14 protein-coding genes are annotated in these 19,629 nt (G+C 43.8%); 13 read left to right on the top strand and 1 reads right to left on the bottom strand.

All coding sequences use genetic code 11. From position 1 onward, the window contains the following. Positions 1–300 precede the first annotated feature (300 nt). Both CSX02_RS02445 and CSX02_RS02440 read left to right on the top strand, forming a co-directional pair. On the top strand, positions 301–1,176 hold the full coding sequence (locus tag CSX02_RS02445) for a helix-turn-helix transcriptional regulator (protein WP_099385504.1): 876 nt from the start codon (positions 301–303) through the stop codon (positions 1,174–1,176). 189 nt (positions 1,177–1,365) lie between these two features. Continuing rightward, positions 1,366–5,205, top strand: coding sequence for a starch-binding protein (locus CSX02_RS02440; RefSeq protein ID WP_189281289.1), 3,840 nt, complete (start codon positions 1,366–1,368; stop codon positions 5,203–5,205). A 68-nt stretch (positions 5,206–5,273) separates the two neighbouring features. Here the strand turns inward: CSX02_RS02440 and CSX02_RS02435 are convergent, their stop codons facing one another. Then, the gene (locus tag CSX02_RS02435) at positions 5,274–6,455 is read right to left on the bottom strand and encodes an aldo/keto reductase (RefSeq protein ID WP_099385502.1); all 1,182 of its coding nucleotides are present in this window, start codon (positions 6,453–6,455) and stop codon (positions 5,274–5,276) included. A gap of 218 nt (positions 6,456–6,673) precedes the next feature. Between CSX02_RS02435 and CSX02_RS02430 the strand changes: the two genes are divergently transcribed. From CSX02_RS02430 to CSX02_RS02380, 11 genes are all read left to right on the top strand, one after another. Next, a complete protein-coding gene (locus CSX02_RS02430; protein WP_099385501.1) occupies positions 6,674–7,516 on the top strand; it encodes a tetratricopeptide repeat protein in 843 nt (280 codons plus the stop codon). A gap of 245 nt (positions 7,517–7,761) precedes the next feature. Continuing rightward, positions 7,762–8,163 carry a (deoxy)nucleoside triphosphate pyrophosphohydrolase gene (locus CSX02_RS02425; protein ID WP_099385500.1) on the top strand — a complete coding sequence of 134 codons (402 nt, stop codon included), beginning with the start codon at positions 7,762–7,764 and terminating at the stop codon, positions 8,161–8,163. After that, positions 8,160–8,690, top strand: coding sequence for a macro domain-containing protein (locus CSX02_RS02420; RefSeq protein ID WP_099385499.1), 531 nt, complete (start codon positions 8,160–8,162; stop codon positions 8,688–8,690). Before CSX02_RS02425 ends, CSX02_RS02420 begins: the two co-directional genes overlap by 4 nt. Before the next feature lie 158 nt (positions 8,691–8,848). Then, complete coding sequence (locus CSX02_RS02415; RefSeq protein ID WP_330399402.1) at positions 8,849–12,022, top strand: DEAD/DEAH box helicase; 3,174 nt, start codon at positions 8,849–8,851, stop codon at positions 12,020–12,022. Between the two features lie 217 nt (positions 12,023–12,239). After that, positions 12,240–12,938, top strand: coding sequence for a nuclease-related domain-containing protein (locus CSX02_RS02410; protein WP_143248123.1), 699 nt, complete (start codon positions 12,240–12,242; stop codon positions 12,936–12,938). Between the two features lie 138 nt (positions 12,939–13,076). After that, on the top strand, positions 13,077–14,567 hold the full coding sequence (locus CSX02_RS02405; protein ID WP_099385496.1) for a nitrogenase component 1: 1,491 nt from the start codon (positions 13,077–13,079) through the stop codon (positions 14,565–14,567). Further along, complete coding sequence (locus CSX02_RS02400) at positions 14,530–15,900, top strand: nitrogenase component 1 (RefSeq protein WP_330399401.1); 1,371 nt, start codon at positions 14,530–14,532, stop codon at positions 15,898–15,900. Before CSX02_RS02405 ends, CSX02_RS02400 begins: the two co-directional genes overlap by 38 nt. 20 nt (positions 15,901–15,920) lie before the next feature. Beyond that, positions 15,921–16,763, top strand: a complete 843-nt coding sequence (nifH, locus tag CSX02_RS02395) for a nitrogenase iron protein (protein ID WP_099385495.1) — start codon at positions 15,921–15,923, stop codon at positions 16,761–16,763. 14 nt (positions 16,764–16,777) lie between these two features. After that, positions 16,778–18,037 carry a radical SAM protein gene (locus tag CSX02_RS02390; RefSeq protein ID WP_099385494.1) on the top strand — a complete coding sequence of 420 codons (1,260 nt, stop codon included), beginning with the start codon at positions 16,778–16,780 and terminating at the stop codon, positions 18,035–18,037. 2 nt (positions 18,038–18,039) lie between these two features. Continuing rightward, a complete protein-coding gene (locus CSX02_RS02385; RefSeq protein WP_099385493.1) occupies positions 18,040–18,822 on the top strand; it encodes a methionine ABC transporter ATP-binding protein in 783 nt (260 codons plus the stop codon). After that, positions 18,819–19,529 (top strand): methionine ABC transporter permease, encoded by a 711-nt coding sequence (locus tag CSX02_RS02380; protein WP_031542760.1) that lies wholly within the window; start codon positions 18,819–18,821, stop codon positions 19,527–19,529. Before CSX02_RS02385 ends, CSX02_RS02380 begins: the two co-directional genes overlap by 4 nt. Positions 19,530–19,629: the final 100 nt, after the last annotated feature.

Here is a 19,629-nt window from a genome sequence, read left to right as displayed (position 1 = left end):
TTTGCGATGAAAAGACAGTTTGTCGAAGTGCAAAATCGGTGAAAGGACAACCTCTTGAAGCTTGCGCGTCTTTGGAGAATCTAAGCTTTCGCGCCTATCATGTGCTGACCGGTAGGTAGAGGTCGGTAGGCAGGGGCCGGCAGGCGCTGCAGAGCAAGAGGGGGCAAGTGGGAAATTGAGTGGGTGGCGGATTGACAGGTGGCGGATTCGAAGGTATAATTTGGGCAGGATGGTTAACCGGTTAACGGGATTGTCCGGGAGATTGTATTTTCAGGGTTTTAGATGTGGTGAGGTATCATTGTGGAATGGAAGGATTTTAAGGAGAATGTCAGCCATGGCACGGCTGCATTTCCGCTGGCAGACTATGTATGGACGGGAGAATTTGATTATACGGTCAATCAGCATTGGCACAAAGAGATCGAAATGATTTATTTCGAGAAAGGCACATTCGCATTTAGTTGCAATTCAGTGGACTATACGGTAGAAGGACCGGCACTGGCATTTGTGGATGCGGGAGTATTGCACGGGCTGAGCCTGCGCAGAGGGCAACGCGAAAGTGCGCTGGTGTTTGACTGCAGGATGCTCAGCTTTGAGTGGTATGATGAGTCGCAGCGTGTGATTCTTGAGCCACTGATTAACCAAAAGGTGAAATTGCCACCGTTTTTGTATCCGGAGGATGAAATCTGGCCGGAGATTTTGCCGCTGTACAAGAAGGCGTTGACGGAAGCGCGTAAGAAAAAGGCGTCCTCGAATCTCAAGGTCAAGCTGTATCTGGCGGAGATTCTTTCGCTGCTGTATGAACATCAGTTGCTGACCGCGACAGAAACCATGGCGGAGGCAAAAGGATATCAGGTCGAAAATATCAAAAAGGCAGCGACCTATATCCGCGAGCATTACACATCCAAAATGAAAATTTCGGATGTGGCGGACTATATGGGCATGAGCGAGCAGTATCTGTGCAGATATTTCAAGAAGATGACGGGCAAGACGCTGACCGAATATATGAATGAGATTCGAATCGAGAAAGCATCCGAAATGCTCAGCAATACCAATGAGAAAGTGATTGATATCGCCATTCAGTGCGGATATGACAATATCAGTTATTTCATCAAACGATTCAAAAATTTAAAAGGGATTACACCGCAGGAGTATCGTAAGGTCTCCAAGCTCGGATAGGATAGGCTGTCGCATATGCGGCAGCTTTTTTGTATGCCAATAACACTATTATGACCATTGGGGCGGCGGAAAGATAAAATAGTGCAACGAATCGGCAGGATATGATAAGCAGAAACAAATGCGCGATGCTATGCTAGAAAAACGAGAAAAAAAGTATGGGAGGTCAACATGACATTCAGGAGAAATTGGTTGAAACAATTCTTGGCTGTCGGACTGAGCTTCTCGGTTCTGGTTGGAACACCACTACCGGGCATGAATGGTCTGATGCCAAATTCTGCAGAAGCTGTTTATGCTGCAGAATCACAAGCGCAGGTTTCAGCGCGCCAAAAAGTGCATGACGGAGCAATCCTGCATGCGTTTTGCTGGAATTTTGAAACCATCAAAGCCAATATGGCAGACATTGCGGCAGCAGGATATACTGCCGTGCAGACATCACCGATCAATGAGTGCCTCAGCACGCATCCGGCGTTGCAGATTCATGGATCGGGCATGTGGTATTACCACTATCAGCCAACCGATTGGAAAATCGGAAATTACCAATTGGGTACTAGAGATCAATTTATCGCAATGTGCGAAGAAGCACATCGCTATGGGGTAAGCGTGATTGTAGATATCCTTCCGAACCATACGACACCGTCGAAAGATCAGGTGTCGCAGGATCTGTTGGATGCGGCCGGCGGCAGCTTCGAGGATTTGCTTCATAAGTCCATCGCAAATGCCAGCGGACGCGTAAGCACCACATATACCTATGACGGATTGCTGGATGTGGATACAGAGAATGCTGGATTCCAGCAGTACTTCTATGAATTCCTCATGGACTGTCTCGATTGCGGAGCAGACGGATTTAGAATCGATACCGCAAAGCATATCGCTTTGCCGGATGATCCGGTTCCTGCAGAATATGAGGATCAGGACAGAAATACCTTTTATCCGAACATGAAGGCAGCAATTGATGAGAAGGGCAAGAATGCTGCCGGCGAGGATGTGGATTATGCAGATCTGTTCGTTTATGGCGAGACATTGCAAGGTAATGAGCGTACCGCTGCATATCAGGAAATGCTTGGCGGAACCACTGCCAGCAACTACGGAGCTGCGATCAGAACCGCTTTGTCCAGCAAGGATTTTTCGGTAGACAAGATTGCAGACTACCGCATCAGCGATGAAGGCGCATATATTGCTGACCCGAACAAGCTGGTGACCTGGGTAGAGTCACATGACAATTACTGCAATGACGGAGAAGACAGCTGGAAGCTGATCAATGATGAAGACGTTCGTCTCGGATGGGCCATCATCGGTGCCAGAAAAGACGGCACACCACTCTTTTTCAGCAGACCAGCGAACAGCTCCGCAGAGAATCCATGGGGTGACAATGTTCTCGGCGCAGCCGGAAATGATGAATACAAGTCACCGGAAGTGGTGGCAGTCAACAAATTCCGCGCAGCAATGTCCGGAAAAGAAGAAGCTCTGAGCAATCCGAACGGAAACGTGCAGACCATCATGATTGAGCGTGGAAGCGACATCACAAGTGCAGCAGAGGGTGCAGTGATTGTAAACGGCTCTACTTCAACCGTGGTACTCGATTGTAAGACAAAGCTTGCCGATGGCACCTATGTCAATATGGTATCCGGCAGGGATGAAATCTATACCGTAAGCAATGGCATTTTAAACGGAGACCTGCCTGCAAGATCGGTGGTGGTTCTCTCTGAATTAAGCCAGGACGAAGCAACTGCAGTATTTTATTACAATGCAGACAACTGGAATACGGTCGAAGCAGTGGTTGGAGAGGATACGTATCCTGCTACCAACAACGGTGACGGATGGTGGAGTGCCATGGTTCCGGAGACGGACTTTGCAGTTACCTTTACAAACGGAAGCGATCAGACAAGCGATGCATATTCCATCACATCAAACGGCAGCCGCTACGCAGCCGGAACCGGTGTGTATGCATCCAAAGCAGAAGCAGAGGAAGCACTTGGCGTACAGCTCGTATCGGTATATTTCTTTAATACCGAGAACTGGGACAGCGTGAATGCATATGCATATCTGTCGGACGGAACACCATTGTTTGGTGGATGGCCGGGAACCGCAATCAGCTATGACGGCGCATTCTGGTATCGCGCAGATGTAAAGTTTTTGGAAGTCAAAGACTTTTCGATTATCTTTAACCATGATGGCGTGCAGACAGGCAATATTGCAATCACGGCATCCGATTTGACAGAAGGCGATGACGGGGTATTAAAGACCTATGTATCGCTTGACATTGCACAGACCGGCGATCAGCTGGCTGCAACCGTTTATGATTCCATGGATGATCCGGAAGATGTATGGGGCGTCTCCGGCAGAAGAAACTTCACCGATGTATACTTCTATGATGCAAACGACTGGGGCCAGGTCAGCGTCTACACCTGGGGTGATGTCAATCTCGGCGGATGGCCGGGAGCAACTGCAACACAGGAAGACGACGGCTGGTACAAGATTCGATTGAATGCAGCACCGGGAAGCAATGTGAATATTATCTTCAACAACGGAAACAACGGAAAGCAGACACCAAACCTCGCTGTCAGCGATATTCAGAGCCGTTTCTTCGTAGGTACAAAGGGCGAAGTATTTACTTCCAAGCAGGCAGCAAGCGATGTGCTTTTAGCACCGGCAACTGTTCAGTTCTACAACGAAAAAGGCTGGAATCAGGTCTATGCTTATGCAGAGGGAAGCAGCGACGAAGATTTCGGCACCTGGCCGGGCGTACAGATGATAGCCGGCAGAAATGACTGGTTCTCCGTAGATGTGCCAAAGGAACTGATCAAAAATGCAGAAGGCACATTTGCATTGACATTCCATGATGGCAGCAGTGAAAGCACAACCAACAAGGTAGTACAGACCGTAGCAAATGCGACCAATGTATTCTTTGGCGCATCCGTGCAGGGTGGATATGCATCTCAGACAGGAGTATATGAGGCATTGGGCATCTCCACAAGAGTCTATTTCTACAACAGCGAAGGATGGGCAGATCCATATGTATGGGCATGGGATGACACCGAGAACTTCTCCGGTGGATCATGGCCGGGCAGAGCCGCTACGAGAGAAGGCGATAGCGACTGGTGGTATTATGATGTACCAAAGCCTGCAGCTGCCGGATTCAATGTCATCTTCAGCGACCATGGAACTCCGCAGACAGACACCATCCCGATTGCCGATGCATCAAAGGTTTACACCAGCGCAATTGATTTGAAAGCCTACGCATCCAAGAAGGAAGTGCTCAGACTTGCCGGCATCGGCGGTAACCTGTCAGAAGCCACAGTAAATGCAATTCCGGCAAAGACCTACACCGGCAGCGCAATCAAGCCGGCAGTAACCGTAAAATATGACGGGAAAACACTTGTGGCAAATACGGATTATACATTGTCTTATTCCAATAATATGAATGCGGGAACCGCAACGGTTGTCATCACAGGAAAAGGTGATTATGAAGGAAGCAAGACGGTTCACTTTACCATTGCAAAAGCAGCCACAACCATCAAGGTCAACAAGACCGCATTTACCGTAAATGCTTCAACATCCAAGAGCACAAGCGTCAAGATTACTGCGAGTGCGGCTTCAAAAGGCAAAGTGACCTTTAAGAGCGCAAACAGCAAGGTAAAGGTGGACAAGAACGGCAAAGTAACCATTCCAAAGAATTTTGCCGGAACCGTCAAGATTACCGTCACTGCAGCGGCAACCGCCAACTACAAAGCAGCAACAAAGACCGTAACCATTACGGTAAAGGGCCTTACAAACAAGATCACCGCAAAAAATATCAAGGTGACTTCTTCGAAGAAGGCAAAGAGCGTTAAGATTGGCGCAAAGCAGAAGGGCAAAGGAAAGATTACCTATGTCAGCAGCAACAAGAAAGTCAAAGTTGACAAAAACGGCAAGATCACCATTGCAAAGAACTTCTCCGGCACTGTAACCATTACCATCAAGGTAGCAGCAAATGGTGCATATAAGGCTGCAACCAAAAAGATTAAGGTGACGGTCAAGCGCGCTCGCTAAATACAGAGTGATCCTTAAATCATATGTAAAATACGAAAAAATACCTCGGAAGTTTCCGAGGTATTTTTTTATTTTCGTAACATAAATTTGCGGGCAATCTGAATTCCGACTTTGTAAGGGAACGGGCGAAGCACACGATCGGCTTCTTTGATTTTTTGCCGGATCGGGATGGACTGCGGGCAGTGCGATTCGCATTTGCCACAGTTGACACACTGTGTTGCAAATCCTTTGTCGGCTTTCAGACCAACTGTCTGCGCATATTCAAAGCGCGCGGCAGATTTGCTCTCCAGCGTCGTCATGTTATAGCAACGGAAGAGCGCCGGAATGTCCACACCTTTCGGACATGGCATACAATAGCGGCAGCCTGTACAGCCGACCAGCTCCGTCTCCGAGATGGCAGTCTTGACTGCCTCGATCAGCGCAAAATCGTCCTCCGTAAAACTGCCGGCATGCGCATCGGAAGCGATACGACAGTTTTCCCGAACCATTTCAATCGAATTCATACCCGAAAGTACGCAGGTGACTTCCGGCTGGTTCCAAAGCCAGCGCAGACCCAGCTCTGCAGGCGTAAATCCCTTATCATAAGCAGCAATCGCTTCTTTTGCTTTTGCAGGAAGCAGGTTGACCAACTTGCCACCGCGCAGAGGCTCCATGATAACGACAGGAATGTGCTTTTCTGCGGCATGCATCAGTCCTGCGCGACCGGCCTGAGAATGCTCATCGACATAATTGTATTGAATCTGGCAAAAATCCCAGTCATAGGCATCCAGTATGGCAATGAAATCTTCCGTATTCCCGTGATACGAGAATCCGATGTGTCGGATACTGCCATCGGCCTTTTTCTTTGCAATCCAGTCCTCCACGCCAAGACGCACGAGCTTGTCCCACTGGCTTTTGGCCGTCAGGTGGTGCATCAGATAGTAGTCGACATAGTCGGTCTGCAGGCGGCGCAGCTCCTCGTTAAAGTATTTGTCCAAAGCACCCGGTGCGTTGACCAGATACTGTGGAAGCTTCGTGGCAATCTGCACTTTCTCCCGAATGCCGTTGCGATGCAAAATCTCTCCTAAAGTTGCTTCGCTGCCCGGATAGATATATGCCGTGTCATAATAGTTGACGCCACTGCGATAGGCTTCCATGATTTCCGACTCCGCTTTGTCTACATCAATGGAGCTGCCGCGCCCTGTGAAGCGCATGCATCCATATCCCAAAATGGAAATCGGATCCCCTTGCTTGTTCAATCGGTATTCCATAAAACCTCCATATTTGCGTAAGTTTTGCTCAATCAAATAGCACTAAATTTATTATACACCGCCATACGGATTCGTCAATGCATGATCTGAATTCACATTACGGGCAATACATGCTGTGAATGTAACAATCAGGGCTTAGTTGTCCTAAAAATAGGACAGAATATGAGCGACAATACAAATGAACAGAAAACCTGGCATATATCAGCAAGGAGGCTCATATGAAGATTAAAACCAAAGAACAACTGATTGCAAGACTGAAAGAAATCGAAGAAATCCTTGAAACGGATGAGAGATATCCGGAAAGCGATGCCGTAATCATAGAACTACTTGATGAAGCATCCTATTATGATGTGGACGAACTCAAGGAGGACGCTGCCTGCGGTCTTCATGAAGCAGATGCCGCTTATCCGATGCACCCGCAGGTTGCCGCATTGTTGATCGATATTTACATGGATGGAATCGAGAATGAAGATCCGGACTCCATGACAAACCTCGGATCGCTCTATTACACCGGCCGTGCCGGCGAGCAGGATTACGGGAAAGCCGCGTACTACTATCATCTGGCAGACTTGGCCGGTGAGCGACAGGCGACCGAAAATCTGGGCTACATTTATTACTATGGTCGCACCGGAGAAGTGGATTACGAGAAAGCCTTCCAATACTTCCTCAAAGGCGCCCTCGACGGACACCTGCGCTCCCTCTATAAGGTCGGCGACTTTTACAAAAACGGCTATTATGTCGAAAAAGACCCAAAAGAAGCATTTCGCATCTACGAGCGCTGCCTCGAAACCATGACGGAGGCTGCACTTCCGGCAGTCGGCGCGGATGTCTACATGCGCATGGGAGATTGCTACCACAAAGGCATCGGCGTGGAAAAAGACCTGCTCAAAGCACAGGAATTGATGGGCATAGCCGAGAACCTGTTTTACAAACGCCTGATGGAAGGAGACTTCTATCAGAAACGGAATCTGCAACATGTATTGGACACAGAAGCAGAGATTCGACAGGAAATCGCAGAGGAATTGCTGCCGGATTTGTCCTGGTCCAGGTATGCGGAATAGAGCAGGAATCAAAAAGTTCGCTCATAAAAGTGTGAAGAAGTGCGGAAAGTTCGCTCATAAAAATGTAAAAATTTGAAAAAGATCGCTCATAAAAGTGTGATGAAGCGCGGAAAGTTCGTTCATAAAAATGTAAAAATCCGGAAAAGTTCGTTCATAAAAGTGTGATGAAGTATGGAAAGATCGTTCATGAAAATGTAATATGAAGTAGTGGAATAGGCAGAATATATGGAATCAGCGGAGGAAAAATGAAAGTAGTCAGAGTCGTCGCAGCAGTCATCAAAGCGACAAACGAAAGCGGTCAACCAATCATATTTACAACACAGCGAGGATACGGAGACTTTAAAGGCGGATGGGAATTTCCGGGCGGCAAAATCGAAGCAGGAGAAACCCCGCAGGAAGCATTAAAGCGTGAAATCATGGAAGAACTGGACACAGAAATAGAAGTGGGTGAACTCATTCACACCATCGAATACGATTATCCAACTTTTCACCTCTCCATGGACTGTTTTTGGAGCGAAATCGTAAAAGGCGACTTGGTACTGAAAGAACACGAAGCCGCACGATGGCTTACAAAAGAACAACTCGACGAAGTCGATTGGTTACCGGCGGATATCACATTGATTGACCAGATAAGGAAAAGCATATGAGTAAAATTACAATTCAAAAGATCGGTATTACAAAACTGGACACAGACGCTGTGGTAAATGCAGCAAATTCCGGCCTCTGGGAAGGAGGCGGCGTATGCGGATATATATTCCGCGAAGCCGGTGCAGAAGATATGACAAAAGCCTGCAACAAAATCGGCCACTGCGATGTAGGATCCGCAGTCATCACACAGGGATTCAAACTTCCCGCAAAACATGTGATCCACGCTGTCGGACCAAGATGGACCGGAGGAAAACAAGACGAAGCAAAACTGCTGTACAGCGCATATCAAAAATCGCTACTATTGGCAAAAGAACATCAGTTGCACTCCATCGGATTCCCGCTCATCTCAGCCGGAATCTTCGGATATCCGCTGGAAGAAGCATGGAAAATAGCAATAAAATCATGCAGAGATTTTCTGGAATCGAATCCGGACTATGAAATTGATATCATATTTGCGGTGCTTGATGAACGGATCAAAGCTGTGGGAGAAGAGAAGCTGAAAGAAATTAAACATAGTTTGATTTGATCAAACCAATAACATTAGGCTAGAATAATGATAGATATAACATTTAATTTTACTAATCGAGGGCATCCTAAAACAGTAGAAGATTATTTTAAATTCATCGATGAGGAATTGGTGTTTCTGAGAAAAAGAAACAAAAAACTATAGAATCATTTGGCGAGGTGACAACTTTGATTAACGACGGAATTTACGAACAAATTATAAATACAAAATTGCAAAACGAGTTAAACCAAATAGATATCTCGGCATATGACATTGATCTAGATAAATTAGATGCAGATGATGCGCGTAAAGTCTTGACGATTTATATTTCTTACATTTTACAAAAAGGTCTTCGTTATGTGCGAGATGGATATGGATCAAGCAAGGCAGATTCGGAAGAGGCATTGATAAAACAGATTCAATTGTGTAATAGCATTATTGATGAGATTACCAATGCTACCGGAGAAAAAGATTTTGATGATTTAAAAATTCTTGAAAAAGGGGAGATTTTAAGATCACTTTATCAAAAGATTAACACTGCAAGAGCTATCTCAAATATGAAGGTAGTCCGCCCGGAAACTTCTTTGCTGGAAAGTACATTGTTTACAGGGGCAAAGCAGGAACCGACCATGCTTTCTGAAATCAAAAAGGAAATAGTAAGCTCTGATTCTGTGGATTTGTTAATATCTTTTATTAAATGGAGCGCAATTGTAAAGATAATGCCTGATTTGAAGGAGTTTACCTCGCGCGAAGGAACAAGGCTTCGTGTGATTGCGACAACGTATATGAAGGCAACTGATTATAAGGCAATTGTCGAATTGTCAAAGCTTCCAAATACAGAGATTAAGATTAACTATGAAACCAATCAGCTTAGAATGCATGCAAAGTCATATATTTTCAAGCGAAATACCGGCTTTTCTACGGTGTATATTGGATCTTCAAATCTCTCGAATCCAGCTTTGACAGAAGGGCTTGAGTGGAATGTTAAAGTGACGGAGCAGGAGTCATTTGATATTGTAAAAAAATGTCAGGTGACATTTGAAAGTTATTGGAACAATTCTTCTTTTGAAACATTTGATTACTTAGATGAAGAATGCGATGACAAACTTCGCGGAGAATTGGCAAAAATCTCAAATTTTGAGAATTCCAAGATGCATTTACTATGCTCCATCCGGCCATACCCGTATCAGCAAGAGATTCTAGATAATCTAGAGGCTGAAAGAAATATTTTCGGACATTACAAGAATTTGGTTGTGGCATCTACCGGTGTTGGAAAGACTGTAATTGCCGCATTTGATTTTCGAAGATTTCGTGAGGAAAATCCGAATGCAAAGCTTCTCTTTATTGCGCATAGAAAAGAAATATTAGAGCAGAGTATTCAGAAGTTTCGGGAAGTCTTAAATGACTTTAATTTTGGTGACTTGTATGTGGATGGTAATCGGCCGAAGCAGATTGATCATCTATTTATGAGCATACAGTCTTTTGTTTCTTCTGGATTTCAAAATCAAACCTCAGACGATTATTATGATTACATTATAGTAGATGAATTTCATCATGCAGCCGCCAATTCATATAGCGGCTTATTGAACTATTATAAGCCAAAGATTCTATTAGGATTAACAGCGACTCCGGAGCGCCTTGATGGGAAGGATATTACAGAGTATTTTGACGGACGAATTGCTTCGGAGATGAGGCTGGGAGAAGCGATTGACAGAAAGCTTTTGAGTCCTTTTTTGTATTTTGGAGTATCAGATTCTATTGATTACAGTCATTTGACCTGGCGAGGAAAATACGACATCAATGAGCTTGAGAGAATATATACTGCAGATACCAAACGTGCATCCCTGGTATTGAATACAGTTTTTCAGTATGTCAATGACATAAGTGAAGTGCATGGTTTGGGATTTTGTGTGTCTATTGCGCATGCTGAGTTTATGGCGAAATACTTCAATGAACATGGTGTGCCGTCCATTGCGTTGTCTTCAAAATCGGTAGATGATATTCGCGCGGATGCGAAGAAAGACTTAGTTGATGGAACTATTAAATTTATATTTGTAGTTGATCTTTATAACGAGGGCGTAGACATTCCACAAGTGAATACTGTATTATTTCTTCGCCCAACGGAAAGTGCTACGGTATTCCTCCAACAATTGGGGCGAGGATTGCGATTGCATCCGGATAAGGAATGCTTGACTGTGCTTGATTTTATTGGACAAGCGCATAAGAAATATAATTTCAGCATGAAATTCCGGAGCATGATTGGCAAGTCCAGAAAATCGGTGCGGGAAGAAATTGAAACAGGTTTCGAATCGCTGCCACGAGGTTGCTATATTCAATTGGAAAAAATGGCAAAGGAATATGTTCTTTCTAATTTGAAGCAAACTGCAGTTGATAAGAGAACATTAATTGATCAGGTGAAACACTTTACCGAAGATACTTCATTGCCGCTGACATTAGATTATTTCCTGGATTATCATGGGATAAATTTGATTGAATTCTATCGAAGTGATGGTTCGCGTTCCTTGCATCGACTGAAAATGTGGGCAGGCTTGATTGCGGATACACAGGATGTTGATAATGCAATTTACAAGAAGTTTTCAAGTTTATTGTTTGTGAATTCCAAAACGTTATTGGAATATTGGATTGCTTATATTGAAACCAATAAGATGCCTGAGTCTGAAAGAGAAAGATTAATGCGAAATATGCTTTATTATTCTTTCTATCAAAAGGAGCCGGCAAAAGAAGGTTATCCAAATATGAATGAAGCGATTGCGGATATCTTACAATATGATTTTGTGAAAGACGAAATCCTTCAGATTCTGCGATACAATTTAAAGCATATTGATTTTGTGCCAAGGGAAAATAGTTATCAATATGAATGTCCGTTGGAAGTTCATTGCAATTATAATTCGAGACAGATATTGGCTGCATATGGTTACTACAATGAGTTGGCGGCACCGGAGTTCAGAGAAGGTGTAAAGTACTTGGAAGATAAGAAAACAGATTTGTTTTTAATTAATTTGAATAAATCTGAAAAGGATTTCTCGCCATCTACAATGTATGATGATTATGCTCTAAATGAAGAACTGTTTCATTGGCAAACACAAAGTGGTTTATCTGCTGACAGCAATACAGCGAAGCGTTATATCGAGCATGCAAAGAATAACAATCATATCTCACTTTTTGTTCGTGAATTTAAAAAGACGGGAACACATACATCTTCTTATGTTTTTCTTGGCGATGCGGATTATGTAAGCCATGAAGGAAGCAAGCCGATCAGTTTTGTATGGCATCTAAAGAATAAGATTCCTGCTAATCTGATTCAGAAGGCAAATAAGAGTGTGGCGATTTAAGCGGAGGATGAGAAAGCTAGAGACGAGTTTCAGAAATTTAATTCGTTTATGGACTATACACATGAAGCCGGAACCCAAATGCCTTTAAAAGGAATGTGTTGGGCACGCTTGTGAGCATAGCCCTTGTCGGCCCGGTTGCGGGAATATTTTTGCCGATGAATGAGCGCCTGGTGAACAGGATTGTAAACACCGGTACAATGTAGAAAGAGGATTTGGCGTGCAAGCGTATAATATTATGTCGATTATTACAATTTGTATTGTCATTTTGGCCATTGTTGGCGCAATCGTGCAATCACTACACGATCCGGAGGAATTGTGTCGGCGAAGAGGCAGGCACAGGCGAAGAGGCAGACGCCCGTTTGCCTTTGAAACGGAGCAGCGCCGCGCAGGTCGTAGAGGCGAGATGGCAGCGGCGATGCTTGTATCAGAGATTTTAAGGCCGGAGGATCATTTGCTTCGAAATGTGCAATTGGTGGTGGATGAACATCCGGTGGAATGCGATTTGGTGGTTGTAAACCCGAATGGGGTATTCATCATTGAAGTGAAAAATCTTCAGGGAACGCTGGTAGGCGAGGAAGAGGACGAAGAATGGGTGCAGCAGAATCTCGCAGCCGGCGGTCGCTTTTATGTAAAGACATTCCGCAATCCGATTAAGCAGATGAAACGCCAGGTGCATTGGGTGGCCACATATTTGCGAAAGCATGCGGTCAATATCTGGGTCGAAGGCTATGTGTTTTTCGTGCAAATGAATAGCCCGATCCATAGCACAGATATTTTAGAAACGCAGCAAGACATCGACAACGCAATTCACTCGCCATTGAGGACGGGGTCTGGTGTCCCGGTTGGCACAATCCTTAAACTTTTGGGGATGGGAGAAAGTATATTAAATCAAGAACAACAGCTATCAGCTAGATAGCTGTTCTTTTTTTGCATTCACCATAAACAAAATTGATAACCGATGATAAAGAGCCGGTATTATACAAGTTATCTACTAACCGATATAATCACACTTAATAAATTCGCCGACAAGAAAAAGGAAGTAGGAGGCAGGGAAATGTCTGTAATCAACATTGAAGAACCTAATGTGGTAATCAGAGAAAAAAGACTAGGAACCATTAATGCATTTACGGGTACTGCTTCGGAGATTGTGCAGAAATCTGAAGCCGGAACACTAAAAGATGCAAAAAGAAAATTTTCACAGTGCCTTGGTTGTAATGCACAGCAGGCGTTCTGCCAGTTGTCAATGATTAAGGATGTGGCGGTAATCAATCATGCACCGATCGGATGCGCTGGAGAGTTTTCGGATTTTAACTTTACTTTTAGGGTAGAGCAGGAGAAAAGAAATCTGCCGGAAGATATTGGCAGATATTTTTCTACAAACATTCAGGAAAAAGATACTGTATTTGGAGCCACAAAAAAGTTAGAAGAAACAATACATATTGCATATGAGAGGGTGAAACCCAGAGCAATCTTTGTGACAACATCATGTGCCTCCGGAATTATTGGGGAGGATATCGAATCGGTTGTAGAGAAGGCTTCGAAAGAATTGGGGATTCCTGTTGTGACATGTTCATGTGAGGGATTCAGATCAAAAGTTTGGACGACAGGATTCGATGCGGCTTATCACACAGTACTTAGAGGAATTGTGAAACCGCCTACAAAGAAGACAAATAAGATTAATGTAGTGAACTTCTGGGGCAGCCATGTATTCGATGAGATTTTTGAAAGATTTGGATACGAAGCGCAATACATTATGCCTTTTGCTTCGATTGAGGAATTGGAGCATTGTAGTGAGGCAGCGGCTACGATTCATATTTGTCCATCACTTTCTACATATATGGGAGCCGGCTTAAGCCAGTTATATGATGTCCCGGAGATTACAGCGCCTCCGGCATATGGAATTGATGGAACGGATGGATGGCTGCGTGCGCTCGGAAAAGTACTTGGAAAAGAAGATGTGGCTGAGGAATTGATTAGAGAAGGACACGAAAAATATGTTCCGGAAATCAACAAGCTAAAGGAACGTTTCAAAGGTAAGAGAGCCTATGTTACTGCGGGAGCAGCCCATGGTCAGGCGCTCATTCATCTCCTTAGAGAATTAGGGTTTGATGTAGTGGGAGCAAGTGTTTTTCATCATGATCCTATTTACGATAGTGGCGATAGAAACATGGATGTACTTGCCCATGCGGTATCCACATACGGGGATGTAAAGGATTACAGAGTCTGCAACAAACAAAGTTGTGAACTTGTGAATGCTTTAATTCGAAGTAAACCGGATTTCATCATGGCAAGACATGGTGGAATGACACTTTGGGGTGCAAAGCTTGGTATCCCGACACTTCTGATCGGAGACGAGCAATTCGGTATCGGATACAAAGGCGCACTGAACTATGCAAGGCGAATCGATGAAACCCTTGATTCTATCGAATTTATTAAGAATTTTTCAAAACATGCATCCAACCCTTATACCGAGTGGTGGTTAACACAAGAGCCGGGATATTTCCAGAATGGTGGCAAAGGTTGCGGTTGCAGAGAAGGAGCATAAAATGTCAGGAACGATTGAACAACCAAGATTTACCTGCGCTTTGGGCTCATGCCAGAGTGTTGTAGCAATAAAAAAAGGAGTACCGATTCTTCATTCCGGTCCCGGATGCGGAGGCCAGATATCAAGACTGATTGGACAGGGAGAAGGCTATGCAGGAGGCTCTACAGCTCCATGTACCAATGCGGAAGAAGCAGATGTTGTATTTGGAGGCGAGAAAAAACTCCGGAGTGTGATAGAGAATTCATTTAAGGTAATTGATGGAGATATCTATGTGGTTCTCACCGGATGTACTGCAGCAATTACGGGAGATGATATCGCAGCAGTTACCGGAGAATTCCAGGAAGAGGACAAGCCGATTGTCTATGTAGAAGAGGGTGGCTTTAGAAGCAATAATTATGCAAGCCATGAAAGACTTGTAAATGCCATCATTGATCAATATGTGGACAAATTTAAGTATAGCGATGAAAAAGAAGAGGGACTTGTCAATGTGTTCGCATCCATTCCTTATCAGGATCCATATTGGAGCGGAAACCTTGAGGGAATCAAGAAAGTCCTTACCGATATTGGACTGAAAGTCAACATTCTTTTCGGCAATGAATCAGACGGAGTAGAAGAGTGGAAACGGATTCCGAATGCACAATTCAATATTGTCATCGGTCCCTGGGTAGGTGTGAAGATTGCAAAACATCTAAAGGTTAAATACGGACAACCATTTCTCCAGTTTCCATATCTTCCGATCGGTGCCATTGAAACATCAAGATTTCTGAGAAGTGTGGCAGAGTTCGGACACCTCGATGAAATCAGGGTTGAAAACTATATCAAAAAAGAGGAAGCAAAGTATTATGCCCATATTGAGAAAATGGCAGATTTCATGCTGGAATTCAGATATGGAATTCCAAGAAGGGTATATACGATCGCGGACAGTTCATATGCCTTGGGCTTTTCAAAGTTTTTGCTCAATGAGCTTGGAATTATCCCGGGGCCACAATACATCGTGGATGATATCCCGGAAAAATATCAGGATCGTGTGAAAGAAGAGTTTGATAATATATCGATTCTTCAGAAGAGAACTGTGGAAGTTGTGTTTGATCCGGATGCAGGTAAGAACCAGCTGCGTCTCGAGGAAGATGCAAAAAACTATGAGGACAAGAGAATTTTGATCCTTGGAAGCTCATGGGATAAGAACCTGGCAGATAAGCTTCATGCCGATTTGTTAATTATATCAGTTCCTGTACAACACCGATTAATTATGAATTGCGGTTACACAGGTTACGAAGGTGGATTAAGAGCAATCGAGGATATCTACGATAGAGTGTTGGCAACTTACAGATAAAAAAAGTAGAGGAGAGAATCATGAGACAGATAGCAATTTATGGAAAAGGTGGAATTGGTAAATCTACCACCACCCAGAATCTCACCGCAGGACTTGCGGAACTTGGCAAAAATGTAATGGTAGTTGGATGTGATCCAAAAGCAGACTCTACCAGACTTTTACTAAACGGATTGGCACAGAAGACGGTGCTTGATACCCTTCGCGAGGAAGGAGAGGTAGATGATCTTGACTTAATCATGAAGAGAGGATTTGGAGGAATCCGATGTGTAGAATCCGGTGGTCCGGAACCGGGTGTAGGATGCGCGGGACGAGGAATTATTACATCAATAGGAATGCTTGAAGACTTAGGCGCTTACACAGACGATCTTGACTATGTTTTTTACGACGTACTTGGTGACGTTGTGTGCGGTGGTTTTGCAATGCCAATCAGAGAAGGTAAGGCAAAAGAGATTTACATCGTGGCTTCCGGCGAAATGATGGCTTTGTATGCAGCCAACAACATTTGTAAGGGTATTCAGAAATATGCAAAACAGGGTGGCGTAAGACTTGGCGGCATCATTTGTAACAGTAGAAACGTGGACAGAGAACATGATCTTTTGAATGCATTTGCAAAAGAACTGGGAAGCCAGTTGATTTATTTTGTACCACGAGATAACGAAGTGCAGAGAGCAGAAATAAACAGAAAAACTGTAATTGACCATAATCCTGAACATCCGCAGGCAAGAGAGTATAGACATCTTGCGGAGGCAATCGAGAATAACACGCAGTTTGTAATTCCAAAGCCTATGACTCAGGAACGATTAGAGGAAATTCTTATCGAATTTGGTCTTATGGAGAATCTTAAGGACAACTATGTAATTTAAGGTTGGTGATAAGAATGATAATCAGGATAGCATTTGCTACCAGTGACGGAAAGAGTATTGATAGACACTTTGGCGCTGCGGAGCGATTTGATATATATGAAATAAACACGGAAAAACAAGAGCATGAAAGAGTGGAGATAAGAGCTGTGGAAAAAGCCGCTCTTAACAACAAACATCATGCAGAAAGAATGGATGCCGTGGCATCTGCCATCGAGGACTGCCATGCAGTATTCTCCGAGCAAAGCGGGGCAGGCGCCAGAACGGTTCTTGAAAGCAAGAATATTCAGGCGATTGATATTGACAGGCCAATCTCACAGGTGATTGAAAATCTCTTATATGGAAAAGTAAAACTCATCGATAAAAGATATACGGAATTGCCTAAGGAAAGGCGTTCATCAAATTATGAAAAGCTACAGAAGAAGCATCCGTGTATGAGCAAAAGCGCAAATGTGACTGCAGGAAGAATTCACCTTCCTGTGAGTCCAACCTGCAATATTCAATGCAGATTTTGTACAAGAAGATTTGATAAATCATTGATCAGACCGGGTGTGAGTTCTCTGGTTCTGAAACCGGAAGAGGCTATAGAAACGATCGAGCGTGCAAAGGAACTTTGTCCGGAATTAACGGTTGTGGGCATTGCAGGACCGGGAGATACCCTGGCGACAGATGCTGCACTTAAGACGTTTGCCTTAGTAAAGGATAAATATCCGGAGTTAATTAATTGCCTCTCTACAAATGGTTTTTGCCTTCCTTCTAAAGTAGAAGAAATTGCGAAGATTGGAATAGAGACGATTACGGTTACCGTCAACGCAGTAGACCCGGAGATTGAGGCTCAGATTAACGAGTTTGTAATTGATGAGAACGGTGTAAAACATGAAGGAGTGGAGGGCGCAAAGCTCCTGATTGAGAATCAGCTCAAGGGTATCAAGAAAGCAACAGAGCTTGGTATTGTGGTGAAAATCAATAGTGTTCTTTGCCCCGGAATCAATGATGAACATATTGAGGAGGTGGCAAAAGTCACTTCGAGTCTTGGCGCTTCTATTATGAATATTATTCCCCTAATTCCTCAAAATGGAATGGCAGATGTGCCGGCTCCTGACTGCACACTTTTACGCGAAGTAAGAAAAAAGGCAGAAAAATACATTGAGGTGTTTAGACACTGTAAACACTGTAGAGCCGATGCTTTGGGAATTCCCGGAAAAGGGAAGGATTTACACTCCGAACTATATAAAGGTAGAAAGGAGGAAGTGGCTGAAACCTTCAGTCACGGCTAGAAGTGAGTTATCTGGAAATCAAAAATCTACAGAAAAAATTTATCGTGCATGGAGAACCGCTTGAGGTTCTTAAAGGGATAGATCTCGATGTAAATCAGGGAGAAATCTATGGCATCATTGGATTTAGCGGGGCAGGTAAATCTACACTTGCCAGGTGTATCAACCGATTGGAAAGCTCTGATGCAGGATCCATTATGGTTGGAGGAGTAGATATTCTATCGCTGGACAAGAAAGCGCTTTTGCAGGAACGAAGAAAAATTGGAATGGTTTTTCAGAATTTTAATTTGTTTGATTCGAGAACCGTTTACAGAAACATTGCATATCCCCTGGAAATCAGTGATTTTCCGAAGGACCAGATCAAGGAAAGGGTTTTGGAAACAGCAAAACTTGTAGGACTGTCAGATAAATTGGACGCTTATCCGGGAGGATTGTCAGGTGGACAGAAGCAAAGAGTTGGAATTGCCAGAGCACTTGTGAACAAGCCGGAACTATTGATTTCGGATGAAGCAACCTCAGCGCTTGATCCTCAAACGACAATACAGATTCTGGATCTCTTAAAAGAGATTAATCGAAAGTCCGGTATCACCATACTGATGATAACGCATGAACTGGATGCCATAAGATACAGTTGTAACAGAATGGCTGTTTTGGAAGAAGGTACCATCATAGAGCAAGGTTCGGTCGCAGGAATTTTCAATAATCCGAAAAGTCGGACGGGAGCTTTATTTGCAAGAGTTTTTGAGGAGTTCCAGAATATATCATTGACGGAAGGAGCGGGAATATGAGTTTACTTGATTCATCTCTTTGGGAAGTAATTAAAGCATCCTTTAGCCCGGAAATCTGGAAAGATCTGGTGGCTCCGGTGGGAGAGACATTATATATGACGGTCATTTCTTCAATTATCGTTTTGATATTTGGAATTATACTTGGCATTTTCCTTACACTGACTTGTCCGGATGGTTTGCTTCCGCTGAAAGCACCTTATATAACCGCAGGCTGGATAATCAATATTTTGAGATCTCTTCCTCAAATGGTAATGATTATCCTTATGATTCCCGTGGCGAGGCTGATATTCGGCAAATCCTATGGGACAAATGCTTGTATCATTGCCATAGCAGCCAGCTGTATTCCAATGTATGCCAGAATTGTGGAAAGCTCGCTTTTGGAAATTGGAAAAGGCAAGATTGAAGCGGCTAAGTCTATAGGAAGCACTAATTTTCAGATTATAACCAAGGTAATCTTACCTGAAACGCTGCCGGGTCTTATAAGAGGATTCACAGTTGCAGTGATAACGGTCATTTCCATGACTGCTTTGGCCGGAATGTTTGGAGCAGGAGGCATCGGAGATATTGCGGTCCGATTCGGGTATCAAAGATTTCAACATGACAGACTTTTTGCCTGCGTATACATTTTGATTATACTTGTTCAGATTACGCAGGGAATCGGCAATTTGATTTCAAACAAAATCCTGAGAACCAGGAATTTAGTATAAAAAAGAAAAGAGGTAGAAATTATGAAGAAAAAAGTATTAGCTGTTTTATTAACCACTGCAACAATTCTTGCATCATTCACAGCCTGCGGTGGCAAAAATG

The sequence above is a fragment of the Agathobacter ruminis genome (assembly GCF_002735305.1).
GTDB classification, from domain to species: Bacteria; Bacillota; Clostridia; order Lachnospirales; family Lachnospiraceae; genus Roseburia; species Roseburia ruminis.
This window is presented reverse-complemented; position numbering and strand designations above follow the sequence as displayed.